The 25,980-nt window shown below is 30.5% G+C and carries 20 protein-coding genes and 1 pseudogene; 18 read left to right on the top strand and 3 right to left on the bottom strand.

Annotated features, from left to right (window positions below):
• Positions 1–778: 778 nt before the first annotated feature.
• From Q4Q39_RS16250 to Q4Q39_RS16230, 5 genes and pseudogenes are all read left to right on the top strand, one after another.
• Positions 779–1,396, top strand: a complete 618-nt coding sequence (locus Q4Q39_RS16250) for a hypothetical protein (protein WP_303283606.1) — start codon at positions 779–781, stop codon at positions 1,394–1,396.
• Entirely contained in the window at positions 1,386–2,516 is a 1,131-nt protein-coding gene (locus tag Q4Q39_RS16245; RefSeq protein ID WP_303283605.1) for a glycosyltransferase family 2 protein, read from the top strand. Before Q4Q39_RS16250 ends, Q4Q39_RS16245 begins: the two co-directional genes overlap by 11 nt.
• A 112-nt stretch (positions 2,517–2,628) precedes the next feature.
• A complete protein-coding gene (locus Q4Q39_RS16240; protein WP_303283604.1) occupies positions 2,629–5,649 on the top strand; it encodes a tetratricopeptide repeat protein in 3,021 nt (1,006 codons plus the stop codon).
• A 70-nt stretch (positions 5,650–5,719) separates the two neighbouring features.
• On the top strand, positions 5,720–7,456 hold the full coding sequence (locus tag Q4Q39_RS16235) for a TonB-dependent receptor (RefSeq protein ID WP_303283603.1): 1,737 nt from the start codon (positions 5,720–5,722) through the stop codon (positions 7,454–7,456).
• Between the two features lie 206 nt (positions 7,457–7,662).
• Positions 7,663–8,151: pseudogene (locus tag Q4Q39_RS16230) on the top strand (DUF1287 domain-containing protein); the annotation flags it as partial.
• On the opposite strand, the gene Q4Q39_RS16225 reads toward Q4Q39_RS16230, so the two are convergent.
• Together Q4Q39_RS16225 and Q4Q39_RS16220 are read right to left on the bottom strand one after the other, a co-directional pair.
• Complete coding sequence (locus tag Q4Q39_RS16225; protein ID WP_303283602.1) at positions 8,148–8,342, bottom strand: hypothetical protein; 195 nt, start codon at positions 8,340–8,342, stop codon at positions 8,148–8,150. The pseudogene Q4Q39_RS16230 and the gene Q4Q39_RS16225 overlap by 4 nt on opposite strands.
• A gap of 199 nt (positions 8,343–8,541) precedes the next feature.
• Positions 8,542–9,258 (bottom strand): class I SAM-dependent methyltransferase, encoded by a 717-nt coding sequence (locus tag Q4Q39_RS16220; RefSeq protein ID WP_303283882.1) that lies wholly within the window; start codon positions 9,256–9,258, stop codon positions 8,542–8,544.
• A gap of 117 nt (positions 9,259–9,375) precedes the next feature.
• Between Q4Q39_RS16220 and Q4Q39_RS16215 the strand changes: the two genes are divergently transcribed.
• From Q4Q39_RS16215 to Q4Q39_RS16205, 3 genes are all read left to right on the top strand, one after another.
• Positions 9,376–9,867: a YkgJ family cysteine cluster protein gene (locus Q4Q39_RS16215; RefSeq protein ID WP_303283601.1), complete on the top strand. Its 492-nt coding sequence runs from the start codon at positions 9,376–9,378 to the stop codon at positions 9,865–9,867.
• 23 nt (positions 9,868–9,890) lie between these two features.
• A complete protein-coding gene (locus tag Q4Q39_RS16210) occupies positions 9,891–10,727 on the top strand; it encodes a sterol desaturase family protein (RefSeq protein WP_303283600.1) in 837 nt (278 codons plus the stop codon).
• Between the two features lie 243 nt (positions 10,728–10,970).
• Positions 10,971–11,798, top strand: a complete 828-nt coding sequence (locus Q4Q39_RS16205; protein WP_303283599.1) for a glycerophosphodiester phosphodiesterase family protein — start codon at positions 10,971–10,973, stop codon at positions 11,796–11,798.
• Here the strand turns inward: Q4Q39_RS16205 and Q4Q39_RS16200 are convergent, their stop codons facing one another.
• Positions 11,799–13,097 carry an exo-beta-N-acetylmuramidase NamZ family protein gene (locus tag Q4Q39_RS16200; protein ID WP_303283598.1) on the bottom strand — a complete coding sequence of 433 codons (1,299 nt, stop codon included), beginning with the start codon at positions 13,095–13,097 and terminating at the stop codon, positions 11,799–11,801.
• Between the two features lie 8 nt (positions 13,098–13,105).
• Here Q4Q39_RS16200 and Q4Q39_RS16195 point away from each other — a divergent pair, with 8 nt between their 5' ends.
• The 10 genes from Q4Q39_RS16195 to Q4Q39_RS16150 all read left to right on the top strand — a co-directional run bounded on the left by Q4Q39_RS16195 (position 13,106) and on the right by Q4Q39_RS16150 (position 25,881).
• Positions 13,106–14,341, top strand: a complete 1,236-nt coding sequence (locus Q4Q39_RS16195) for an ABC transporter permease (protein WP_303283597.1) — start codon at positions 13,106–13,108, stop codon at positions 14,339–14,341.
• Between the two features lie 189 nt (positions 14,342–14,530).
• Positions 14,531–15,889 carry a pyridoxal-phosphate dependent enzyme gene (locus Q4Q39_RS16190; RefSeq protein ID WP_303283596.1) on the top strand — a complete coding sequence of 453 codons (1,359 nt, stop codon included), beginning with the start codon at positions 14,531–14,533 and terminating at the stop codon, positions 15,887–15,889.
• Between the two features lie 253 nt (positions 15,890–16,142).
• Positions 16,143–17,270 carry an FIST signal transduction protein gene (locus Q4Q39_RS16185; RefSeq protein ID WP_303283595.1) on the top strand — a complete coding sequence of 376 codons (1,128 nt, stop codon included), beginning with the start codon at positions 16,143–16,145 and terminating at the stop codon, positions 17,268–17,270.
• On the top strand, positions 17,264–19,003 hold the full coding sequence (locus tag Q4Q39_RS16180; protein WP_303283594.1) for a PAS domain-containing sensor histidine kinase: 1,740 nt from the start codon (positions 17,264–17,266) through the stop codon (positions 19,001–19,003). Before Q4Q39_RS16185 ends, Q4Q39_RS16180 begins: the two co-directional genes overlap by 7 nt.
• A 143-nt stretch (positions 19,004–19,146) precedes the next feature.
• Positions 19,147–20,418 carry a DUF2851 family protein gene (locus Q4Q39_RS16175; protein WP_303283593.1) on the top strand — a complete coding sequence of 424 codons (1,272 nt, stop codon included), beginning with the start codon at positions 19,147–19,149 and terminating at the stop codon, positions 20,416–20,418.
• A gap of 112 nt (positions 20,419–20,530) precedes the next feature.
• Positions 20,531–20,758 (top strand): PspC domain-containing protein, encoded by a 228-nt coding sequence (locus tag Q4Q39_RS16170; protein ID WP_303283592.1) that lies wholly within the window; start codon positions 20,531–20,533, stop codon positions 20,756–20,758.
• 16 nt (positions 20,759–20,774) lie between these two features.
• The gene (locus Q4Q39_RS16165; RefSeq protein ID WP_303283591.1) at positions 20,775–21,797 is read left to right on the top strand and encodes a potassium channel family protein; all 1,023 of its coding nucleotides are present in this window, start codon (positions 20,775–20,777) and stop codon (positions 21,795–21,797) included.
• A gap of 108 nt (positions 21,798–21,905) precedes the next feature.
• A complete protein-coding gene (locus tag Q4Q39_RS16160; RefSeq protein WP_303283590.1) occupies positions 21,906–23,495 on the top strand; it encodes an alanine/glycine:cation symporter family protein in 1,590 nt (529 codons plus the stop codon).
• Between the two features lie 240 nt (positions 23,496–23,735).
• Positions 23,736–24,605 carry a helix-hairpin-helix domain-containing protein gene (locus Q4Q39_RS16155; RefSeq protein ID WP_303283589.1) on the top strand — a complete coding sequence of 290 codons (870 nt, stop codon included), beginning with the start codon at positions 23,736–23,738 and terminating at the stop codon, positions 24,603–24,605.
• A gap of 109 nt (positions 24,606–24,714) precedes the next feature.
• Positions 24,715–25,881: an acyl-CoA dehydrogenase family protein gene (locus Q4Q39_RS16150; protein ID WP_303283588.1), complete on the top strand. Its 1,167-nt coding sequence runs from the start codon at positions 24,715–24,717 to the stop codon at positions 25,879–25,881.
• Positions 25,882–25,980 lie beyond the last annotated feature (99 nt).

Raw genomic sequence — 25,980 nt, 5'->3', positions numbered from 1 at the left:
TTTTTAAAGAATATAAACAAAGAAAATGAAAAAATATTATAGATAAATATTATTTCGTTTTTATTGATATTAAAATAGTATTTTAGTTTATTATTTCATTTCGTTAATATTATTTTTCATGAGATTCCCTAGAGGATATTTAATAATATATTTAGCAATCTATGTGTTATTTGGCTTAGTTGTTTCTTTAAAAGGACCTATTTATTTACCAGATAGTTATGCGCATATGGATATGTTGATTAATAGATCTCCAGTATATTCACTTTTTTTAAAAGCCTTTACGAGTACATTTAAGGATTATTATGTGTTGCCTTTGTTACTTACTCAGTATTTATTTCTGATTTTGTCAGTAAGGTTTTTGTTAAGGATTTTATACAAAAACTTGAGAATATCATTGACTGCAATTTTAATTTTGCAATTCGTATTTTTAGCAAACAGTGTATATTGGTATCCGTCAGTAAACAGGGTTTTGTCCGAATCATTAACATTTCCCTTACTTTTATTTTTTATTGGTTGTTTGTTTAAATCTTTAATGAAGAATGATTTTTTTTGGTTGTTAAGAGCAATAATAATACTGGGTATTTTGCAGTTTACTAGAGGGCAGTTCGTTTCTTTTCTTCCAGTTTTGTTTCTCGTTTTAATATATATGATCTATAAAACGAAAAACTATAAAAAGGGGAGCTTACTAATAATAGTGATCGCTTTAGTTCCTATTATAGTTAACTTTTCAGAAAGAGTTTATTATAAATTAGTATTAGGCCAAAATAAAAACTATGCAATGACATATGTACATTGTATTTCCTCACCATTTTATATTGCCAAAAGTAGCGACATTGAAGTTTTTGAGACCGAGGAACAGAAATCGTTTTTTTCTAGAACGTTTCAAATGCTAGAATCTAAAGAAATAACTAGAAACTTTGCAATTTCAAACCGTAAAGACGATTATGATTTTTTTGAAGAAAATTTCACAAAGATTTGTAACGCTTCAATACATGAATCTAATATGGAATATTATAAAAAGTATGGATTTAGGACTGAATATGAACAACAATATAAAGTTGATGAAGTTACCACTAAAATGTTTTTTCCTTTATTGAAAGCGAATTTCAAAATATGGTTTAAAATGTTACTTAAGAGTATTGAAAAAGGTTTAGGAGGAAGGTCAGGGGCTTTTTTAACTTTTATGATATTAGGTTTTAGCTTGATTTTTGTATTTAAGGACAACAGGTTTACTTTTTTATCGATTGTTATAATATTAAAATTTGCAAATAGTTTAATTGTGGCCATAGCAGTACATTCAATAGTTAGATATACATTTTATTTTGATTGGATAATTGGCGCGACAATAATTTTATTACTAGACCCTATTTTAAAAAAATATTTAAATGTCAATTGAGTTGTCCATTGTTATGCCATGTTTAAATGAGGCAGAAACAATTGAAAGCTGTATTAAAAAAGCTTTCAATTTTTTAACAAGAAATAATATATCAGGAGAAGTTGTTATAGGTGATAATGGCAGTGTAGATGGTTCCCAACAAATAGCAATAGGATTAGGAGCGCAGGTTATTGACGTAAAGTTAAAAGGTTATGGAAGTGCTACTCGCGGAGCAATTGATAATGCCAATGGAAAATATATAATTACTGCAGATACAGATGATAGTCATGATTTAGAAAATTTGATACCTTTTTTAGATTTATTGCGTTCTGGATATCAATTTGTAATGGGCAATCGTTTTAAAGGCGATAAATTGGATAATGCTATGCCTTTTTTACATCGATACTTAGGTAATCCCGTATTGACATTTATAGGGAATTTGTTTTTTAAAACTAATGTAGGAGATTTTCATTGTGGACTTAGAGGCTTTACCAAGGAAGCTTATAATAGAATGGAATTGAAAACTACGGGAATGGAGTTTGCTTCAGAAATTGTTGTAAAAGCTTCGATGTTAAATTTAAAAACTATCGAAGTACCTACTACAGTTTTTCCATCTGGAAGAACACGAAAAGCTCATTTACGAACTTTTCCTGATGGTTGGAGACATTTAAGGTTTCTACTATTATATAGCCCAAAATGGTTGTTTTTAATTCCAGGTTTGATATGTATGGTAATAGGTTTGGTTTCTACAGCATATATAATGGGAAGTTCTAAAAACCATTATTTTGTGTGGTTGCCTTGTACTACATCTTTGTTTTTAATTAGTTTTCAGTTTGTCTTGTTTTTTGCCTTGACAAAAATTTATGCGACAAATCATAGTTTAATCCCAAGAGGAAAAAATTATAACAAATTATTTAAATATTTTACTTTAGAAAAGGGTTTGCTTGTTGGTCTTCTTATGTTTGTTGTTGGTATAACTTTCATGTTTTTATCTTTTAATTTTTACCAAGAAACAAGTGATATTTTAAAAATAACAATCCCATCTTCAATAATAATTGCAATGGGCATTCAATTAATGCTTTTTAGCTTTTTCTTTAGTATTTTAGGATTGGGAGATACCGAACATAAAATAGGAAGCTGAGCTTTTACATATTTTCAAGTAAAGTTTAAGCATTTTATAATTATGGCACGATTATTTCGTTATAGAGTCTGTATTCAAGTATCTTTGATCATAAATTAAAAACGAATCGTTAATGACTAAAAAAAACATTGTTTCTTTCTTGGTGGCTATTAGTTTTAGTTTACACATCCTAGCACAACAATCGGCTACCTATACCAGTAATTTAGTTGATTATCAAAAAGCATTATCTCTTTACAACAATCAACAATACCTTGCAGCTCAGTCTTTATTTCGTAATGTGAAAAAAACGGCTAAAGAAGAAATTCTACAATCAGATTGCACGTATTACATTGCTAATTGTGCAGTACGTTTAAATCAGCAAAATGCAGACCAATTAATAGAAGATTATGTTAAAGATTACCCAACAAGTACAAAAAAGAATACTGCTTTTGTTGATGTAGCTGATTATTACTTTGAAAACTCTAAATATGCACATGCAAGAAAATGGTATGATAAAGTTGATGAGGGTGCTTTAGCGAGAAAAGAAAAAGAAAAATTCAATTTCAATAATGGTTATTCGGCATTTTCTACTAAGCAATATAAAGAAGCAAGAAAATATTTAACACGTGTAGAGAACTCTCAAGAATTTGGTTCTCAAGCTAAGTATTACATAGGTTTTATGGCATATCAAGGTGATGATTATGATAAAGCTAATGAGTACTTTGATCAAGTAAGTGATCAAGAACGTTACAAAGAAAAACTATCATATTATCAAGCAGATCTGAATTTTAAACTAGGGAAATTTGAAAAAGCAATAAAACTTGCTAAAGATAGATTGGAAGAGAGTGACGAAACGGAAGTCTCGGAACTTTCAAAAATAATAGGAGAAAGCTATTTTAATTTGGAAAAATATGCAGAAGCTATTCCTTATTTAACCGAGTATAAAGGAAAAAAAGGGAAGTGGAATAATACAGATTTTTATCAATTAGGATATGCATTTTATAAGCAGAAAAACTATGAGAGTGCTATTTCAGAATTTAATAAAATAATTAGTGGAAATAATTCAATTGCTCAGAATGCCTATTACCATTTAGGAGAAAGTTATATTAACCTTGGGAAAAAACAAGAAGCATTAAATGCTTTTAGGTATGCTTCTCAAATGGAATACGATTTAAGAATTCAGGAAGACGCGTGGTTGAATTATGCCAAAATTAGTTACGAAATAGGAAACCCATATCAATCAGCACCTCAGGTTTTAGCAAACTATTTAGATAAATACCCGGATACAAGTTATAAGGAAGAGATTGAGACGCTATTAATAGACTCTTATATTACATCAAAAAACTATGAAGAAGCTCTTAAATTATTAAAAGGAAAAAAGAGTTTTGAAAACAAAGTGGCTTATCAAAAAGTGGCTTTTTATAGAGGTTTAGAGCTTTATAATGATAATAATTATTTAGAAGCAGAATCACTTTTTTCAGAATCTTTAAAGGAGCCAAGAGATCCTAAGTATACAGCTCGTGCCACATTCTGGAAAGCAGAAGCTGATTATAATTTAACGAATTATGATGAAGCTTTATTAGGGTTTAAAGACTTTCAACAAGAGCCATCATCTTCATCAACGCCAGAAATTGAAAACATAGATTATAATTTAGCTTATGCTTATTTTAAATTAAAAAATTATACTGAATCAACTAAGTATTTCAATCAATTCATTTCCAGTAAAAAGGAAGACAAATTAAGATTAAATGATGCCTATTTAAGATTAGGGGATGGACATTTTGTTTCTAGTGAATATAAGAGTGCTATTAATGCTTATAATAAAGCTATTAAGCTAAATGAAATGGAATCTGATTATCCGTTTTTTCAAAAAGCAATCAGTACAGGTTATAGTGGACAATCTTCGAAAAAAATAAAGGAACTTGAACAGTTTATTTCAAAATACACTAAGTCAAAATTGAGAGACGATGCTATGTATGAGTTGGGGAACTCGTATGTTAAAGCTAATGAAATAGATAAGGCAATTGCAATTTACGACCGTTTGAATTCAGAATATAAAATGAGTTCGTTTGTACCAAAATCATTGCTACGTCAAGGTTTAGTTTATTACAATGGAAGTGAAAATGAACGTGCATTAACTAAATTTAAAAAGATAGCAGGAGATTACCCAGGCACTCCAGAAGCAGTTCAATCTGTAGCAACTGCCAAATTGATTTATATAGATTTAGGACGTGTTGATGATTATGCCACTTGGGTACGATCTTTAGACTATGTAGAGGTTACAGATGCAGATCTGGATAACGCCACATATGAAGCAGCCGAAAAACAGTACTTAGATGGTAATACAGATAAAGCTATAAAACAATTTAATGGCTACTTAAATGAGTTTCCTAGTGGATTACATGCATTACAAGCCCATTTTCATGTAGCAGAGCTATATTATAAAAAGGATTTGTCAGGTAATGCAGCACCTCATTATAAATATATAGTAGAAACATCGCATAATGAATACACGGAAGAAGCACTTTCCCGTTTATCGCAGCATTTTTTAGAAGCTAAAAATTGGAATAAAGCCATCCCTTTATTATTAAGGCTTGAAGAAGAAGCTGATTTTCCTCAAAATGTTGTATTTGCTCAATCTAATTTAATGAAAGCAAATTATCAACTTAAAAATTATAGCGAAGCTGTTAACTATGCTGATAAGGTTTTAAAGAATTCAAAAATTGATAATAAGATAAAAAGTGATGCGCATATTATTATAGCGCGTTCAGCTATAAAAACAGGAGATGAAGATAAAGCGAAAACAGCTTATGCTAAAGTAGAAAAAGTAGCTACAGGCGAAACCGCAGCAGAGGCTTTATATTACAAGGTCTATTTTAAAAATAAAGAAGGTGAACATGAAGCTTCTAACAAATCAGTGCAAAGATTAGCCAAAGATTTTTCAGGTTACAAATATTATAGTGCTAAAGGCTTAGTACTTATGGCGAAGAATTTTTATGCTTTAGGAGATGCTTTTCAAGCCACATACATTTTGGAAAGTGTTATAGAGAATTTTGCCGAGTTTGATGATGTAGTTTCCGAAGCAAAAGATGAATTAAGAAAAATTAAGGTAGAAGAAGCTAAAACCAATTCATCTATTCAACCAGAAGATTAGTTTTTAAAATTAAATTGTCATGCTGAGCACAATCAAAGTGTCTCATCAATCATAAATCAAAAAAGTAAATATGCGAAAGCACATAAAGAATATATTAACCGCGGCTATCACTTTAAGTGTTACAGTTTCTTTTTCACAAGATAAAATAAATGATACGATTAATACAGGTATTATTAATGTGGTAAAACCATATACACCAACAATATCTGATTCCTTTAAAGTAAAAGAAACCCCCTCTTTAGAAGACGAAACTACAGAAACTAAAAAAGAGATTAAATATAATATTTTTTCATTTCCAGTAGCGTCAACATTTACACCAGCAAAAGGAAAGGCTGCTGTGGTAGAAAAAAGAAAACCAATAAAATTATTTGATAATTATGCAACTTTAGGTGTTGGCACGTACACAACTATTTTAGGAGAAGTCTATTTAAATCATGCGATTAGTAGAACGGAAAGTGTCGGAGGATATGTAAGTCATCATTCATCACAAGGAGGTATTGATAATTTGTCTTTTGACGATCATTTTTCTAATTCTAAAGTAAATGTGAACTATTCATCTCGTTTAAGAGATTTAGCATGGAATGTTGAAGCAGGGTTTAAACACCAAATGTATAATTGGTATGGTGTTCCAGAATCTCAGATTACAGCTGCAACTACTAATGGTATAGATGTAGGTCATTCTTTTTTTAGTGCTCATTTTGGAGGGGATATTACTTTTGAAGATACTTATATTAATTCAGGAAGTTTCTTTTTTAGACGCTTTGGTGATAATCAAGGTTCTGGAGAAAATAGATTTAAAGCTAAAGCGAAGATTGATTTACCAATTAGAGATATAGAAATTTCTACAGAAATTAGGTTTGACTATTTAGGTGGTACATTTGATAGGAGTTATACAACCAATACAGAACTTAACTATGGGAATTTTCAAGCAGGCATTTCATTGGCTTATGAAATGAAACAAGACGACCTAACTGTAAATCTTGGAGCATCTTTATTTTATTTAAATGATAATGAATCTGGAAAAAGCAAATTTTATATCTATCCTAACATCACTGCCACTTATAGATTGGTAAATGATGTATTGATTGCCTATGGAGGGATAGAAGGGGACTTAATCCAAAACTCTTATTATGATTTTGCTACCGAGAATCCTTTCGTGTCCCCAACTTTATTTATAATGTCTACTGATCAATTATACAACACATATGTAGGTTTAAAAGGAAAGCTGTCTAGTAACATGAGCTATAATATTAGCGGATTATATATAGCCGATAGAAATAAAGCACTTTATAAAACAAATGTTATAAGAAACTTAGCACCACAGAATAACTATGATTACGGAAATTCGTTTGGAATTGTATATGATGATGTGGATACTTTTGGGGTAGCAGGGGAAATAAATGTTGATATAAACAGAAATTTTAAATTGGGTATAAAAGCTGAGTATTTTAGTTATTCAACTGACGATGAGGCAGAAGCTTGGAATTTACCAGATATTAAAGGATCACTGTTTTTAGATTATCAGATAGACGAACATTGGTTTGCTGGTGCCAATTTATTTTATGTAGGAGAGCGTAAAGATCAATTAGTATTGGAAGGTTCTTTACTTCCTGATCCTCTATCTACAACCGTTGTTTTAGATAGTTATTTTGATGCCAATGCGCATTTGGGATATCATATTAACGATCAACTATCGGTATTTGCAAAAGCTAATAATATTAATAATCAAGCTTACCAACGTTGGCAAAGTTTTCCAGTACAAAGTATTCAGTTTTTAGCTGGGGCTACTTATAAGTTTGATTTTTGACGCGATAGTGTCATCTTTAATTTGTTTCAGGATCTCATGTCATTCTTGCTATTTCTTGTGTTTATGCTGAACTCATTTTAGTAAAACGAGAATGCTTTTATTATATTTATGAAAAGTTACTTTCTATATCATTTTTTGTTTTTATCAATCTTGGTATAGCTTAAAGTTTAGTTCAAGAATTAACGCTTTCTGATAGTGCTTTAGAGTTAATTAAGCAAAAGGTTACCTACGATCCAAGTTATTTCTCAATTGATTACCCGAATGGAAATGTGCCAATTAATAAAGGTGTTTGTACAGATGTGATTATTAGAGCGTATAGAAAAATGGGACTCGATCTGCAAAAAGAAGTTAATGAAGAGATGAAAGCTCATTTTAATTTATATCCGAAAATTTGGGGTTTAAAGGCCACAGATAAAAATATTGATCATAGAAGAGTTCCAAACTTGATGACTTATCTTAAAAGACAAGGCGTTGAAAAATCGATCACGAATGATCCTAAAGATTATATTCATGGAGATATTGTTTGTTGGAATTTAGGAAGAGCAATAACCCATATTGGTATTGTGGTTGATAAAAGATCGAATGACAGAAAACGACATTTGATAGTTCATAATATTGGCTCAGGTCAAGTTTTGGAAGACTGCTTATTTGATTTTAAAATTATTGGGCATTATCGATTTAAAATTAGTAATTAAAGATCTTCTAGCTGTTTTTTGAATTCTAAATCTTCAATTAAATTTTCTTCAAATTTATTTAATTCAAGTTCAACATCTTTTTTGTTTAATTCTTTTCTTATTGTGAAAGGGTAGAATATATTAATAAGACCTGCAATTGCTAAAAATAGAAAGAGGGTTTGAATCCACAAATTCTCTGAAAGATATTCCATTAAAAGATTTTCATTGAAGTAATTAAATAAAAAATAAATAATTGAAATACTCGCAGCAATAAAAAAAACAAGTATAGTTTTTCGTCTATTAAAAAATTTATGCACTTTCTCTTTTTTTAATTAGGAACTTAAATTTACTATTTTAAATTTAATCTGTGCTAATAAAATTAATTTGTTTGTATTATAATATGATTTTAAATTATAAGATTCTAGTCTCAGCAGGAATTAACCGCGCCAAATAATCAAAATGTTCACCTTCTAAAACAAGCTCACATTTTAAACCAATAGTTTCGCAAGCTAAATTCAATGTATTAAAATCTAAATAAAGCCATTTCATTGGTAACTCTTTTTTGCCTTTATAACTTAAAAAATAATCAAGTTCACCATGATAACTCGAATTAGTATCCATCCAAAAGCCACCATCTTCATCTTCGTACATATATTTTATATCGGAAGAATCAATTAAAATTTGTCCGCCAGTTTTTAAAAGGCTTTTTAAATGTGATAAGTATTTTGAAACCTGAGATAGTTCTTGAAATATTCCAGTACCGTTCATTAATAGTAAGATAGTATCAAAAGTTTCAGTTTCATCTAAAATATTTTTGACTTCAGCATCTAAAACGCCGCGCTGTTTCGCTACTTCAATAGCACCTATAGAAATATCAATTGCTTTTACCTTTCTCCCTTTTTTTTGTAAATACAAACTATGACTTCCAGAACCACATCCTACATCTAAAACAAAACCTTTAGATAGCTTTAAGGCTCTTTGCTCTAAGCTTGGCATATCTTTAAAATTGCGAAATAAATAAGGAAGTGGTAATTTATCTTCACCAGAAATACTGGTTGAAGTAACAATATCCTCCGTATAGTTTCCGTTTTGGTAATCTAATAATGCTTTTCCGAAAAGATCTTTCATTTTTTCTGTCATTGCGAGACTTTTAAGTCGTGGTAATCTTTTTGATTTATACTTCTATTATTAAGATTACTTCAGTCATACTTCCTTGTTAATGACAGAATATAGTATTTTTACACCATGCAAGACATCATTAAAAATCTTCCAAAGCTCGCCAAAGATAAGCATAACGAAAACAAAAAGTTCTTTGCTAAGTTAAAAAAGAAACCACCAAAGAATTTGGATTATATCATGCAAGAATTACATGATGACGAGTTTGAGCGTATCGACTGTTTAGAATGTGCAAACTGTTGTAAAACTACGGGGCCATTATTTACAGATAAGGATATTGAGCGCATTTCGAAACATTTCAAACAAAAACCACAGCAATTTATAAATCAATATTTACGCATTGATGAAGATAATGATCACGTATTGCAAACGGTTCCGTGTACTTTTTTAGGAGCAGATAATTATTGCTCTATTTATGATGTAAGACCAAAGGCATGCAGAGAATTTCCACATACAGACAGAAAGAAATTCCAACAAATAGCAGACTTAACTTTAAAAAACGTAGCCATGTGTCCAGCAGCTTTTAACATTGTTGAAAACATGAAAAAAAGAATAAAATAGTATATTTAGTAAAAATATTCTATTTGGAAACCATTTTAAATTACTTTGAAACCATTCCTCCATTACATAGAGGAATCATTATTGTTAGTGGATTAACCTTCTTTTGGATTATAGAAGGCATCATGCCCTTATTTGGATCAAGCTACAAAAAGTGGAAACATGCCATACCAAACATATTTTTTACGCTAACAACAATTCTCGTAAACCTGCCTTTAGCGTTTTTGTTCTTAAAATCATCAGATTGGGTAGTCGCTAATAACTTTGGAATTCTTAATTGGCTACCAGAAATGCCAATATGGTTGTATGGTATTCTAGGAATCTTTTTAATAGATTGTATTGGTGCATACTTACCGCATTTAATTGAGCATAAAGTAAAACCATTGTGGATGGTGCATTTGGTACACCATTCAGACCATCATGTAGATACAACCACAGCTAATAGACACCATCCTTTAGAAAGCCTTATTCGTTATGTCTTTACACTTATGGGCATATTTGTAATAGGGACACCAATTGCGCTTGTTTTTCTATATCAATCACTATCAGTTGTAGCAACACAATTTAATCATGCCAATATAAAACTGCCTAAAAAAGTAGATCATTTACTAAGTTATATTATAGTATCTCCAGACATGCATAAAGTTCATCATCATTATAAGCTACCATATACAGATTCTAATTACGGAAATATCTTTTCTGTTTGGGATAGGCTTTTTGGAACCTATATGAAACTTGATACTGATAAAATTGTTTATGGTGTTGATGTATTTCCAGATGAAGCCAAAAACAGCAATATTAAGGACTTATTACTACAGCCATTTCAGAAATATAGAAAACCAACCACTTCTTTTAAAGAATAAAATTTTACTGGATTTCGTAAAAAAGTAGTTTATTATATCCCAATATTATAAAACTATTGTTCTTAGTCAGAGAGTGTCATCGTAAAATACATTTCTATGTTACCAATTAAAAAGTTAGAGGCTTAATATGATAGATTTTGAACCCGTTTATAATAGACTTAAATTAGCATCAGAAAATAAACAAAATTAAAAATGCTAATTTGTCTTAGGCGTATTATATGTTTCCTTTTTATTCATTTGTTTATGAATTGTAATCAGTCAAAAATCATAGATATTCAAGGGCATAGAGGTTGTAGAGGGCTCATGCCTGAAAATACCATGTCTGCATTTGAAAAAGCTATAGCGTTAGGAGTACATACTTTAGAATTGGATGTGGCAGTTTCAAAAGACCATATCGTAGTGGTATCCCATGAACCCTTTATGAATAGAGTTATATGTTTGGATGCTGAAGGAAAAGAGATCCCAGAATCGGATGATAAAAAATACAATTTATATCAAATGACTTTTGATAGCATTAAACAATTTGATTGTGGTACAAAGTTTCATCCTAGATTTCCTGAGCAAGAAAAGTTGAAGGCTTATAAACCAAGCTTGGAAGAAGTCATTAAAACATCAAAAATATTAAACCCCCACATTAAATTCAATATCGAAATTAAGGCCAGCCCCGAGTACGATAATGTTTATACGCCTAATCCAAAGCATTTTGTACACTTAGTTTTGGAAGTGATAAAGAATAATAATGCTTTTACTGATACGAATTTACAAAGTTTCGATTTACGTATTATGGAGGAAATTAAAAGGCAGGCTCCAAACATGGAAGTAGCACTTTTAGTTGATGAAGATGAAGATATCTGGAAAAAAATAGCAGATATGAGTTATTCACCAGAAATTATTAGTCCATATTATAAACTATTGAATAAAAAGGCAGTAAAAAATCTTAAAGCAGAAAACTTTAAAGTCATTCCATGGACAATAAATAACGTTGAAGAATTACAAAAAATAATTGATTTAGAAGTCGATGGCATTATAACAGATTATCCAAATAGGTTAATTGAAATTCTAGAAAACTAATTAATTATATATTAGATATTTACTACGAGTTTTCTTAAAACTTTCCAAAGCTTCTTGCCAAGTCGCTTTAATTTCAGATTCACTTAAACCAGCTTCAATTTGCTTTTGCAATGTATCGATTCCAGCATGTTTAGTGAAGTTTTCAGTATTGAAAAATAATGATTTATCCATCGAATTTTGATAGGCCTTAATAACCCATTTTAAGGTCATAACACCATTTAGAGTCTCATCTTTTAAATCTTCTCCATAGCATAACACATTTTTGTGTTTTGGGTATTTAGCACCAAAATTAGCAACAGGTGTATAACTAAAAGTAAGAGTTGTTTTGTTTAAAAAAGGAGCACCATACCTTTGAAATTGAAATTCAGTACCACGACCAGCATTCACATTAGTCCCTTCAAAAAGACCAAGGCTAGGGTACAGTTTTATAGATTGATCGTTAGGCAAGTTAGGAGATGGTCTTAACGGTAAGCTATAAAAAGTATCGTGTGTGTAGTTTTTCATAGAAATAATAGTTAAATCGCATTGAACCCCATTTTTCAACCATTTTTCACCGTTAATCATTTGAGCATATTCGGCAATGGTCATACCATGTACCAATGGTATAGGATGCATTCCTAAAAAGCTTTTATTTTTAATTTCTAAAGTAGGACCATCTACATAATGTCCGTTAGGGTTAGGTCTGTCCAATATTAAAACAGGAATCCCTTGTTCAGAACAAGCTTCCATAATATAATGTAACGTAGAAATGTAAGTATAAAATCGAACGCCTACATCTTGAATGTCAAAAATAACAATGTCTAAACCTTCAAGTTGATCCTTAGTAGGCTTTTTATTTTTCCCGTAAAGAGACACAATAGGTAAGTTTGTTTTAGTATCAATACCATCCTTAACCAATTCGCCAGCATCCACACGACCTCTAAAACCATGTTCTGGAGAAAATACCTTTTTTATATCAATTTTTAAAGCCATTAAAGAGTCAACTAAATGAGTCATAGTATCTTTTTCGACCACGTGCACAACAGATTGTTCATGAGTTTCTGGATCAATTCCTATAACTTGTGTTTTTTCTTTCTTAAAAATCACAGAAGTCTGATTTGCAACAATACCAACACGTTTCCCATTTAAAAGTGATAAATAATTGTCAGTTTGATTAGCACCTATAATGATAATACTATCGCTTTTTGTAGTATGAAGTGTCTCATTATTAATATATAATTTACTTTTTGCTTTAGAAGCACAAGAAATCATTATAAAAACAAATAATAAAACTGTATTTTTGAAAATGTTAAACCTCATTGAATAATTTGAATTACGAATTTTTTATAGCTAAACGCATTATTGGTAGTAAAGCGTATAAAAGTAGTATATCGGCACCAATTATAAAAATTGGTATCGCAGCAATTGCTATTGGTATTGTTGTTATGATGATTGCTATAGCTACTGGCGTAGGTTTACAACAAAAAATTAGAGATAAAGTGGTCGCGTTTAATGGGCACGTTACGATCACTAAATATGATAGTAATAATTCGCAAGAAAGTATTATCCCAATATCTAAAAACCAAGAGTTTTATCCTGATTTTACTGCTGTTGAAGGTATTAGCCATATTCAGGCAGTTGTAGCTAAGTTTGGTGTTATTAGAACAGAAACAGATTTTGAAGGTGTATATTTAAAAGGTGTTGGAGCAGATTATAATTGGAGTTATTTTGAAGATTTTTTAATAGAAGGGAAACTTCCAGATTATTCAGCTAGAAGAAACGAAGATGTTTTAATATCTCAATATTTAGCTAATAGATTAAAATTAAAGCTTAATGAAACATTTCAAATGGTGTTTCGAAAAGATGATCCAGAAAAATTAACAAATATAATTACGTACCAAATTGTTGGGATTTATAATTCTGGATTTCAAGATTTTGATGCCAATTATATTATAGGAGATATTCGCCATTTACAAAGAATAAATAGATGGGGAGATGATCAAATTGGAAATTTCGAAGTATTTATTGATGATTATAATAAAATAGATGAAAAAGGTATAGAAATATATAAAAATATACCCTCTGTACTTAATTCAGAAACCATTAAAAAGAAATATTCTTCGGTTTTTGAATGGATTCGAATTTTCGATACAAACATTTATGGGATTATAGGGATAATGATTCTCGTAGCTGGTATTAATATGATAACCGCACTACTTGTTTTAATATTAGAACGCTCACAAATGATTGGAATATTAAAAGCAATAGGAAGTAATAATTGGAGCATTCGAAAGCTATTTTTGTACAATGCATCTTACTTAATTCTTGTTGGACTATTATGGGGAAATGTTATAGGATTGGGCTTTCTATTTACTCAAAAATATTTTAAATTATTCCCATTAGATCCAAGTATATATTACGTTACAGAAGCTCCGGTTTTCATTAGCTTAAGTTATATTATAAGCCTAAATGTTGGTACACTTGTTCTCTGCTTGTTAATGCTTTTAATACCTTCTTATATAATCACTAAGATATCTCCTGTAAAAGCTATTAGATTTCAATAGTAAATGTTTTACGTTTTCCTTTAGATTGTAATTTTGTCAATCATTGTATAACATCTAAGGCATTAAGGTTTCCCATAACTTTATATAAGGTACCTAAAAATAAAAGAGCCTATCTTGGGTGAAGCATAAAGGTCGCAATCACTAAGTTAGTTAACTTTTTAACTTAAATTTGTAAAGTAAATTAATACTATGGAATACGCTGAAAATATATTAGGCACTATTGGTAATACACCATTAGTAAAATTAAATAAACTCGTTGAAGAATTACCATGCTTAGTTTTAGCAAAATATGAGACATTTAACCCTGGTAACTCTGTAAAAGATAGGATGGCAGTGAAAATGATTGAAGATGCTGAGGCAGACGGACGATTAAAGCCTGGAGGAACCATTATCGAAGGAACATCAGGAAATACAGGAATGGGCTTAGCCTTGGCAGCAATAGTCAAAGGTTATAAAATGATCTGTGTTATAAGCGACAAGCAGAGTAAAGAAAAAATGGATATTTTAAGAGCAGTAGGAAGTAAAGTTGTAGTATGTCCAACCAATGTCGAACCAGAAGATCCAAAGTCATATTATTCAACATCAAAACGACTTGCTGAAGAAACACCAAACTCTTGGTATGTAAATCAATACGATAACCCTAGTAATGCCGCAGCCCATTACGAGAGCACTGGTCCTGAAATATGGGAGCAAACAGAAGGTAAAGTAACGCATTTCCTCGTAGGAGTAGGAACAGGAGGAACCATATCTGGAGTCGGTAATTATTTAAAAGAACAAAATCCAAACGTGAAAATTTGGGGTGTGGATACCTACGGTTCTGTATTTAAAAAATATCATGAAACAGGTATTTTTGATGAAAATGAAATCTACCCTTATATTACAGAAGGTATAGGAGAAGACATTTTACCAAAGAATGTCGATTTTAGTGTTATAGACGGTTTTACTAAAGTTACCGATAAAGACGCAGCAATTTATACACAAAAATTAGCAAAAGAAGAAGGGATGTTTCTCGGGAATTCTGCAGGTGCAGCCTTAAAAGGACTTCTTCAATTAAAAGATCATTTTAAGAAAGACGATGTTGTAGTGATCTTATTCCATGATCATGGAAGCCGTTATGTTGGTAAAATGTTTAATGATGAGTGGATGCGGGATCGTGGATTTATTGAAGATGAGCTAACCAGTGCACAAGATCTTATTAATAATCATATAGATAAACCTTTGATAACAGTAAAGACAGAAGAATTAGTGTCTCATGCTATAGAACGCATGAAGACATATAAAATTTCCCAAATACCAGTCGAAGATTCGTCGGGATTTGTTGGAGCTGTTGACGAAGCTGATCTATTAAGAAAATACATTGAAAACAAAGATATTTCAGACTTGCCTATTAAAGAAGTCATGCATAAACCTTTTCCTGTAGTTGGTGAAAATACGCCTATAGAAGCTATAACTAAATTAATTGATAGAGATAATAATGCGGTATTGGTAAAGCTAAATAGTGGCGCGTATCAAATTATTACTAAATATGACATTATTAGTGCTTTATAGCCCGTATTAAAAAATATTGAATTATGAAAAAACCCTAAATAAATTTATTTAGGATTTTTTATGCTAACATGCGTGAATAGTAGGATTTTACGTTTAAAATAAGTAGGCATTTTACTTTTAAATATGTAACTAGCTGTAAATAAAAACTTTAAAAAGCTTTGTTTATATTGATTTTTGTTTTATTTTCGACAAAATGCATTAATTTAACGATGAAATGCATTCGCCCAAATTTACTAACCATAAAGTACCAGATATGAATGTTCAACAAATATCCCTACAACAGGATAATTGGCTAGAAGATATTTCAGCTTTAAATATTGAAGCTAATATATTTCTACTTTTTGTTTCCCCAAGCTTCAATCCCAAAAAAGAAGTGCTAGGTTTTATAAATAATAAGTATCCAAAAGCAACTATAATTGGATGCTCTACAGCAGGAGAAATATCAGATGTTACTGTTAAAGATGAAACAATATCTTTAACGGCAATAAAACTAGACAAAGTTATCTGTAAAAAGTCATCAATAGAAATTATTGATATGGATTGTAGTTATAAATCCGGACAATTCTTAGCAAAAGATCTTTATAATAAAGACTTAAAACATGTATTGGTGTTAAGTGATGGACTCAATGTTAATGGAGCCGATTTAGTTTCGGGCCTAAAGTCAGAAATTCCGAATGTAAGTATAACAGGAGGTTTAGCAGCAGATGGTTCAGACTTCAATAAAACATTTGTTATTAATGGTGATAAAGTAGTTGATAAAACCATTATTGCTTTAGGGTTTTATGGAGAGAATTTAAAAGTAGGATTCAGTTCAAAAGGAGGCTGGGATAGTTTTGGTATAGAACGTTTGGTAACTAAATCGAATAAAAATGTTCTTTATGAATTAGATGGTTACCCAGCATTAGAATTGTATAAATCCTTTTTAGGAAAACAAGCTAACGATTTGCCAAGTTCTGGATTGCTGTTTCCTTTAAGCATGAGGTTGGATGAAGAGTCTACACCAGTAGTTAGAACTATTTTAGCAATAAATGAAGAAGACCAAAGTTTAACATTTGCTGGTAATATTCCTGAAGGGTCTTATGTGCGTTTAATGAAAGCAAATATAGATAGATTAATAGATGGAGCAGCAGATTCTGCAATTGGAGCTAATAAAGAACAAGAAAATAAATCTGAATTAGCCATACTTATTAGTTGTGTAGGACGTCGATTAGTTCTAAAACAAATGGTAGAAGAAGAAGTAGAAGCAGTAAGAGATATAATCGGAGATAAACCTAGTATAACTGGTTTTTATTCATATGGAGAAATAGCTCCTTTTGGAGAATTTTCACCTTGTGAATTACATAATCAAACAATGACTATTACAACGCTCTCAGAATGCTAAATAAAGATTATCATAGACTATTAAAGCGTCAGCTTAAAAAAACAGGATTAAACACGTCTGAGAATCCAGAATTTGTCCAGTTTTTTAATATGGTTAATGATGCTTATAAGAGTTTTGACAAAGATGTAAAACATATTGAAAATATTCTTGAAGAAAGTTCTAGAGAATTATTTGTGGCCAATCAAAGGTTAATAAAGGAAAGAGACAATATTAATAAAAAATTAGAGCATATTGTTGATAATATAGGAGGTGTTCTTTTTGAAACTGATCTTGATGGAAATTTCACCTTTTTAAATAATGCTTGGGCAGAATACTCTGGAATTCCTATTGATTATGCGGTGGGAAAAAGCTTTAGAACCTTTTTACAAGGTAAGAATATAGATGGCTTTAAACGATTTGATGATCTGTTTTCCAAAGAAAAAGAACATATTAAGTTCATATTTAAAAATGAAAGAAACGGTGAAATCATGTGGTTTGAAGTAAAGTCAAAGCTCATTAAAGACCGTAAAGGAATCTCAACTGGTTTTATAGGAACCATTATAGATGTGACAAACCTTAAGGAAACAGAAATAGAATTACAAAAGGCAAGTAAATCTAAAGATGAATTTTTATCTACTATGTCTCATGAAATTAGAACACCTTTGAATGCAGTCACTGGATTAACTAATATTCTGTTAATGGAAGATCATCTGCCAGATCAGTTGGAAAACCTAAAAGCATTAAAATATTCGGGAGAACATTTATTAGGATTGATTAATGATTTGTTAGACTTTGATAAAATAAAGTCTGGCAAGTTAAAACTTATAGAGAAGGATTTTAGTTTAAATTATTTTTTAGAAAGTATAAAATCTCATTTTGGTTTAAGAACAGAAAAAAAAGGTTTAATCTTTAATGTAATTAAAGAAAATGATGTGCCAGATAACCTTATAGGAGACAAGTTGAAATTGACTCAAATAATTAAAAATTTATTGAGCAATTCTTTAAAATTTACCAAAAATGGGTGTATTAATCTTAGCGTTAAAAACTTAGGCGTTAAAGAAAATAAAGTAACATTAGTTTTTAAAGTTATGGATACGGGCATAGGCATATCAAAAAGTAAGCAAGAGTCTATTTTTGAAAGCTTTATGCAGGCTAATTCAGAAACGTCTGTTACATATGGAGGTACAGGTCTTGGTTTGTCCATAAGTAAAAAGCTATTAAACCTTCAAAAAAGTGACTTAATAGTTGAAAGTGAACTTGGAAAAGGTTCAACATTTTTCTTTGAGATTACTTATAAAGTAAGCAATCGACTTAGTGTCTATGAGCCAGATATGATTAAAATGCAGCCAAACTATGAGCCTATAGACATAAATGTACTAGTAGCTGAAGATAATAAAATGAATGTCCTAATTCTTAAACGTTTTTTCAGTAAATGGGGTATTACATTTACCATTGCAGAAAATGGAGAAGAAGTACTAGAGCTCTTTAAAAAACATAATTACGACCTTATACTTATGGACTTGCAAATGCCAAAAATAAATGGGTATCAAGCAGCAAAAATTATTAGAAAATATGAAGATAAAAATAAAGCAAATATTCCAATAATAGCCTTAACTGCTTTCGCACAAACCGATGTTAAAAAGAAAACTGAGCAATATAAAATGAATGGATTTATGGGGAAACCTTTCAACCCGGAAAAATTATATGAATTGTTAAAGTCTTACAGCAAAGCTTATAATAAAAAAGCCATTTAATTACTTCAATTACCAATATAAAATCCAATTATTTTTATTTAATTACGACATCTTGAATAAAACTTTTTGTTAAAAAAAGATATTTAGATGTAATTTCTTATTCTAATTTAGAATAAATGTATAACAATTCTTACTTTAGTTGCATGCAAGAAGATTTTCTACATTACATCTGGAAATATAAAAAAATTCAAATAAATAGGCTTCAAACTATAAAAGGAGAAACCGTTATAATTAATACTGTAGGACAGCATAATCCGAATTCTGGTCCAGATTTTTTTAATGCTCAACTTACTATTGATGAACAACTTTGGGCTGGTAATGTTGAGATTCATGTAAAATCATCTGATTGGTTTTTACATCATCATGAACAAGATAAAGCATATGATAATGTTATTTTACATGTCGTTTGGGAACACGATACAGATGTTTTTAGAAAAGATCATTCTGTCGTACCGACTTTAGAGTTAAAAGACTTAGTTAGTAAAGATGTTTTAAGTAATTATGAAGAACTATTTAATAAAGAAAACAAGTGGATCAATTGTGAACGTGATTTTGCAAACAGTAATGATTTTGTTTTAAACAATTGGTTAGAACGATTATACTTAGAACGTTTAGAAAGAAAATCTAAAACAATAGAGTTGCTGTTAAAAGAATCAAAAAATGATTGGGAAGCCGTTTTGTTTAAAATGCTAGCTAAAAATTTCGGTCTTAAAGTAAATGGAGATTCATTTTTTAGCTTGGCAAAATCCATTGATTTTTCAATATTAAGAAAATCGCAGTATAACCAACAAACCTTAGAAGCTCTATTGTTTGGACAATCGGGGTTATTGAATGAGAGCATTGAAGATGTTTATTATTTAAGTCTTGTTAAAGAGTATCAATTTTTAAAACAAAAGTTTAAATTAGAAAATAGTCACATATTACCATGTCAATTTTTTAGGCTAAGACCTTCAAATTTTCCAACCATTAGGCTGTCTCAATTAGCGAGTCTATATTATGAACACCAAAACCTATTTTCAAAGATTTTAGAAGCAAATCATTTGAATCATTTTTACAAGTTATTTAAAGTATCTACATCAACGTTTTGGGAAACGCATTACACATTTCAAAAAGAATCAAAATCATCTAAAAAAAGTCTCACTAAATCGTTTATAGATTTAGTATTAATCAATACGATTCTACCTCTTAAATTTTGTTATACAAAATATAAAGGAGAAACCGTTAATTCGGATATTATAAAAGTAGCAACCTCAATTGCTTCAGAAAAGAATAGTATTATCACAGCATTTAATAACTTAAAAACGGTATCAAATTCGGCGCTAAATTCACAAGGACTTATTCAACTTAAGACAGAATATTGTGATAAAAATAAATGTTTACAATGTGCCGTTGGTAATACTCTAATCGTTAAATAACAATAATTTACTTCATTGAAGTTTTATTCTAGGTTTTAACGAATTTGTTAGTTCCACAAAAGAGGGAATCTAAAATACATAATTTTGTTAAATATTATATTTAAATTGCAGCATGAATTACATCTATAAACCATTATTGTTTTTTCAAAAGCATGGCTACTATGTTTGTCAACGTATAGCAGATAGATTAGGTATTAGAGCTAAAGTAGTTAGAACAACATTCATGTACTTAACATTTGTAACTGTTGGTTTTGGTTTTGCCTTATATTTATTCTTAGCTTTTTGGATGAAAATTAAAGATTTGGTTTATACCAAGCGCACATCGGTTTTTGATTTATAATCAGATTGATATTTCTATGAATCCACTTATAAAATTTTTTAGAACCAAAATATATACAGCAGTATTTTTGCTAGTAGTTATTTTGTTAATAGGTATTACGGGCTATAAAATGATATCCAGTTATTCGTGGATTGATTCGCTTTATATGACTGTTATTACCATGACTACTGTTGGTTTTGGTGAGGTGGTTCCTTTAGACGATCAATCGAAAATTTTTACTATATTTTTAATATTAGCAAGTGTTGTTATTGTAGGATATGCACTCTCGATAATTACTGAGTATATATTAAGCAAAAATGATATTGAAGAATTAATACATAAGAAGATGCAAAAAAAGATAGACAGTTTTAAAGGTCATATAGTTATTTGCGGTTACGGCAGAAACGGTAAGCAGGCAGCTAGAAAACTTTTGGCACATAAAAAAGAATTTGTAGTTGTAGAGAAAGATAAAGGAATAGAAGAACGTTTACAGGTTGAAGGTGTCCCTTATGTTATTGGTAATGCTAATGAAGATGAAACTCTAGTTCAAGCGGGAATTGATAGAGCGTCTTGTTTAATATCTGCTTTACCTAATGATGCCGATAATCTATTTGTTGTGCTTTCAACCAGACAATTAAATAAGTCTATTAACATTATAAGCAGAGCTTCTTTAGAAACTTCATACGATAAATTAAAACTGGCAGGAGCTAATAATGTTATTTTACCTGATAAAATAGGAGGAGATCATATGGCCTCATTAGTAGTGGTTCCTGGTTTAATGGAGTTTATTGATAATCTGTCAATTGTTGGCAAATCAAATATTAATATAGAAGAAGTTGCAGTTGAAAAGCTTTATGGTAACTCGAAAGACGTCAGAACAATAAAAGATTTAGACCTACGTAAAAAAACAGGGTGTACCGTTATTGGGTATAAAGATGAAAATGGTGAGTATTTGGTGAATCCAGAAGCAGAATTAGAATTAGCATCAAATTCAAAACTTATCGTTTTGGGACGACCAGAACAGATCGATGCCCTCAATTCTGAATACAATATAAATTAGTGAATCCTTGATTTTAACAACCATTGTTTTAAAAAATCATTTTTTTTTAGCATCTTGCTAGCTTTTAATAAGAATTTTTCAATAAAATTAATTAATTCAACATATCCTATGAAGAAATATTTTCTTTCAATATTTACTTTAATAATACCATTTATAACATTTGCACAAGAGTCTGCCGAAAAAGGTATAGATGAAAAATTCAATGAGGCTTTTAAACCAATATCAGATGCATGGGGATCGATCGTTTTTTATCCAGTTCAATTTACTGAAGAAGTAGGCATGCCTATGGTAATTATTATGCTTTTATTAGCAGGATTACTTTTTACAATACTATTTAAAGTTGTAAATATTAGGCTGTTTCCAGTTTCAATAAATATCGTTAGAGGTAAATATGATGATATTGATCATCATGAAGTTGAACCAAAAGCAATGGTAAATGTAGTTGATGGAGATATCGTTGATACCATAGCTATTGAAGGTAAAGAAGGAGAGGTTTCACATTTTCAGGCGCTTACAGCGGCATTATCAGGAACAGTAGGCTTGGGTAATATAGCAGGAGTTGCGATCGCAATTTCTTTAGGTGGTCCTGGAGCTACTTTTTGGATGATTTTAGCTGGTTTATTAGGAATGTCTTCAAAATTTGTAGAGTGTACACTTGGAGTAAAATATAGAGATATAGGAGAAGACGGTACTGTTTTTGGTGGCCCGATGTATTATCTTAAAAAAGGCCTTGCTGATGTTGGTAAAGGAGGTTTAGGAAAAGTATTAGCCGTTTTATTTGCAATCATGTGTATAGGTGGTTCTTTTGGAGGCGGAAATATGTTTCAGGCTAATCAGGCAGCACAACAATTTAATACCATGATTGGAGCTAACTCAACGGCTGCTGGTGTTATTTTTGGAATTGTTATGGCTATAATAGTTGCCGTAGTTATTATTGGAGGAATAAAGAGAATAGGAAGCATTACAGAAAAAGTAGTACCTTTTATGGTTGGAATTTATTTTATTGCTGCCATAGTTATTTTGGTAGCTAATTTTAATTTAATAGGTTCTGCTTTCGGGCAAATATTTGATGGTGCTTTTAATGCAAAAGGAATTACAGGAGGCGTTTTAGGTGTCTTAATTATAGGTTTCCAGAGAGCTGCTTTTTCTAATGAAGCAGGTGTAGGATCAGCAGCAATAGCGCACTCTGCAGTGAAAACTAAATATCCTGCATCCGAAGGGTTAGTTGCTTTATTAGAACCCTTTATAGATACAGTTGTGGTTTGTACAATGACAGCTTTGGTAATTATTATAACAAATGGAGATGGAAGTATTATGGAATATGGAGTAAAAGCTCCAGATGGTGTATTGGCAACATCAAAAGCTTTTGAGTCTGTTATTCCTTGGTTTCCATATGTTTTAACTTTAGCAGTCGTATTGTTTGCATTGTCAACCATGCTGTCATGGTCTTATTATGGTTTACAATCTTGGATGTTCTTATTTGGAAGATCTAAAGCTGCAGATTATTCATATAAAATCTTATTTTGTTTATTTATAGTAATAGGTTCAGCGGTGAGTCTTGGAGCCGTAACAGATTTTTCTGATGCCATGATTTTTGCAATGGCCGTGCCGAATATAATAGGGTGCTTTATTTTATTTCCTAAAGTAAGAGAAGAGCTTTCAAAATATTTAAAAGCGATTAAACCTGGTCGTAATTAAATAAACTACTAAGGATTGAAAATCCATAGTTTTAAACAAAGAATTCCATTCTTTGTTTAGAGTTGGTTTGTCATTCCGAATGAGGAACGAAGAGGAATCTCATTATTTTGGAATTTGTGATGAGATTTCTCTCTGTGTTCGAAATGACAATCGGCACGCAAAAAAGTTTATAGAAACTAAAGTAACTGGAATGAAATTGCAGGGTTTTAACCTTTAACTAGATAATAAAAAAGATAAATTATGAAATCCCATTTTATGTTTTCTAAAGAACAACGAAATGGGATTTTTTTATTAATAATACTCATAATTGGGTTACAATGTATTTATTTTTTTGTAGACTTTCAATCCGAAGATATTTCGGTTGATAAAGAAACCCTTGCTCAATTCAATGAAGAAATTGATTCACTTAGATTAATAAAATTAGAAAAGAGTAAACCTAGAATTTACCCTTTCAATCCAAATTACATAACAGATTTTAAAGGAGCATCGCTAGGAATGTCTAATAAAGAAATTGATAGATTATTAATTTATAGAGAGCAGAATAATTGGATTAATTCAACAAAGCAATTTCAAGAAGTCACAAAAATATCCGACTCGCTTTTAAATCAAATAGCACCATATTTTAAATTTCCAGAATGGGTATCCAACTCAAAAAGAAAACAAAAACCTATTAATAGTTATAGTAACACATCAAAGTCTTTTGCCCAAAAACACGACTTAAACAATGCTACGGCACAACAATTGCAAAAGATACATGGTATTGGAGTTGCTTTTTCAGAACGTATTATAAAGTTTAGAAATAAATTTGTTGGAGGTTTTATTGATGATATACAGCTTCAGGATGTATATGGATTGACTCCAGAGATTATAGAAAGGATAACTAACCATTTTACAGTAAAAACGCCAAGACAAATAAAAAAAATAAATATAAATATGGCAACTCTAGAAAGCTTGGTAACTGTTCAGCATATAGACTATGATTTGGCACATAATATAATTGAGCAACGTCAATTAAGAGAGGGATATAAGTCTCTAGAAGAATTAAAAAAAGTAAAAGACTTTCCAGTAAATAAAATCGATATAATTAAATTATATTTGTCCCTCGATTAAAAAAATAGCAGCGTTTATATAATTTGGTATTAACTTGAAATGAACCATAATACAGAAAAGTTAATTACTAAATAGTATCTAACCGATAAAGAATAATAAATTTTAATAAATGAATAGTATGTACTTCACAGAAGAGCATAATCTTTTTAGAAAAAGCCTTCAAGACTTTTTAAATAAAGAAGTGGTTCCTAATATTGAAAAATGGGAAAAAACTGGAACCATAGATAGGTTTATTTGGAAAAAATTTGGAGACATGGGCTTTTTTGGTATAAACTACCCAGAAGCTTATGGAGGAATGAATCTAGATTTGTTCTATACGGTGATACTTCTTGAAGAACTACAAAAAATAAATTCAGGTGGTTTTGCAGCTGCAATTTGGGCACATGTTTATTTAGCCATGACGCATTTAAATGCTGAAGGTGATGAAGATATAAAACAAAAGTATTTAGCACCAAGTATAACTGGGGATAAAATAGGCTGTCTATGCATTACAGAACCTTTTGGAGGTAGTGATGTAGCTGGTATGCGAACAACTGCCGTAAAAGAAGGTGACCACTATGTTATTAATGGTTCTAAAACATTTATTACAAATGGAGTATATAGTGATTATTTAATAGTCGCAGCAAAAACAAGACCAGAACTAGGTAATAAAGGTGTTAGTATATTTGTAATAGATAGAGACTCAGAAGGGGTTTCAGCAACTAAATTAGATAAGTTAGGTTGGAGAGCATCAGATACAGGAGAAATCGCTTTTGATAATGTTAAAATACCAGCCGCCAACTTAATGGGAGAAGAAAATAAAGGCTTTGCCTATATATTGCAACATTTTTCTTTAGAACGTTTAGTTATGGGAGTTAATGCACACGCACGAGCTGAGTACGCATTGGAGTATGCATTACAATATATGTCAGAACGTCAAGCTTTTGGTAAATCAATCGATGAATTCCAAGCACTAAGACATAATATTTCAGACCTATATACCGAAATGGAAATTTGTAAAGAATTTAATTATTCGGTTGCCTACAGATTAAACAAAGGTGAGTATGTTGTTAAAGAAGCATCCATGTCTAAATTGAAGTCAACAAAAATGGCAGACGATGTTATTTATCAATGCCTTCAATTTTTAGGGGGGTATGGATATATGGAAGAATATCCAATGGCACGACTTTTAAGAGATAGTAGATTAGGCCCAATTGGAGGGGGGACATCAGAGATACTACGAGAGATTATTGCTAAAATAATTATTGATAAAAAAGAATACAAGCCAGCAACGTAAATTACGATTATATCATTGAACTCATTTTATATTTAAGATGAATTAGGTGTGTTTAATCATGTATTAAAAAAATCGTAAAATCATAATTTGTAATTCCAA

Source organism: Flavivirga amylovorans, from assembly GCF_030540875.1.
GTDB classification, from domain to species: Bacteria; Bacteroidota; Bacteroidia; order Flavobacteriales; family Flavobacteriaceae; genus Flavivirga; species Flavivirga amylovorans.
Note: the sequence above shows the minus strand (reverse complement) of the source record. Positions and strands in the feature narration are given on the sequence as shown.

Excerpts from the sequence above, each read along its gene's own strand:
- Q4Q39_RS16160 (WP_303283590.1), top strand. The coding sequence starts at position 21,906 with ATGAAGAAATATTTTCTTTCAATATTTACTTTAATAATACCATTTATA.
- Q4Q39_RS16215 (WP_303283601.1), top strand. The coding sequence starts at position 9,376 with ATGCAAGACATCATTAAAAATCTTCCAAAGCTCGCCAAAGATAAGCAT.
- Q4Q39_RS16220 (WP_303283882.1), bottom strand. The coding sequence starts at position 9,258 with ATGAAAGATCTTTTCGGAAAAGCATTATTAGATTACCAAAACGGAAAC.
- Q4Q39_RS16180 (WP_303283594.1), top strand. The coding sequence starts at position 17,264 with ATGCTAAATAAAGATTATCATAGACTATTAAAGCGTCAGCTTAAAAAA.
- Q4Q39_RS16170 (WP_303283592.1), top strand. The coding sequence starts at position 20,531 with ATGAATTACATCTATAAACCATTATTGTTTTTTCAAAAGCATGGCTAC.
- Q4Q39_RS16165 (WP_303283591.1), top strand. The coding sequence starts at position 20,775 with ATGAATCCACTTATAAAATTTTTTAGAACCAAAATATATACAGCAGTA.
- Q4Q39_RS16190 (WP_303283596.1), top strand. The coding sequence starts at position 14,531 with ATGGAATACGCTGAAAATATATTAGGCACTATTGGTAATACACCATTA.
- Q4Q39_RS16245 (WP_303283605.1), top strand. The coding sequence starts at position 1,386 with ATGTCAATTGAGTTGTCCATTGTTATGCCATGTTTAAATGAGGCAGAA.
- Q4Q39_RS16200 (WP_303283598.1), bottom strand. The coding sequence starts at position 13,097 with ATGAGGTTTAACATTTTCAAAAATACAGTTTTATTATTTGTTTTTATA.
- Q4Q39_RS16155 (WP_303283589.1), top strand. The coding sequence starts at position 23,736 with ATGAAATCCCATTTTATGTTTTCTAAAGAACAACGAAATGGGATTTTT.
- Q4Q39_RS16185 (WP_303283595.1), top strand. The coding sequence starts at position 16,143 with ATGAATGTTCAACAAATATCCCTACAACAGGATAATTGGCTAGAAGAT.
- Q4Q39_RS16250 (WP_303283606.1), top strand. The coding sequence starts at position 779 with ATGACATATGTACATTGTATTTCCTCACCATTTTATATTGCCAAAAGT.
- Q4Q39_RS16225 (WP_303283602.1), bottom strand. The coding sequence starts at position 8,342 with ATGGAATATCTTTCAGAGAATTTGTGGATTCAAACCCTCTTTCTATTT.
- Q4Q39_RS16235 (WP_303283603.1), top strand. The coding sequence starts at position 5,720 with ATGCGAAAGCACATAAAGAATATATTAACCGCGGCTATCACTTTAAGT.
- Q4Q39_RS16150 (WP_303283588.1), top strand. The coding sequence starts at position 24,715 with ATGAATAGTATGTACTTCACAGAAGAGCATAATCTTTTTAGAAAAAGC.
- Q4Q39_RS16205 (WP_303283599.1), top strand. The coding sequence starts at position 10,971 with ATGAATTGTAATCAGTCAAAAATCATAGATATTCAAGGGCATAGAGGT.
- Q4Q39_RS16240 (WP_303283604.1), top strand. The coding sequence starts at position 2,629 with ATGACTAAAAAAAACATTGTTTCTTTCTTGGTGGCTATTAGTTTTAGT.
- Q4Q39_RS16175 (WP_303283593.1), top strand. The coding sequence starts at position 19,147 with ATGCAAGAAGATTTTCTACATTACATCTGGAAATATAAAAAAATTCAA.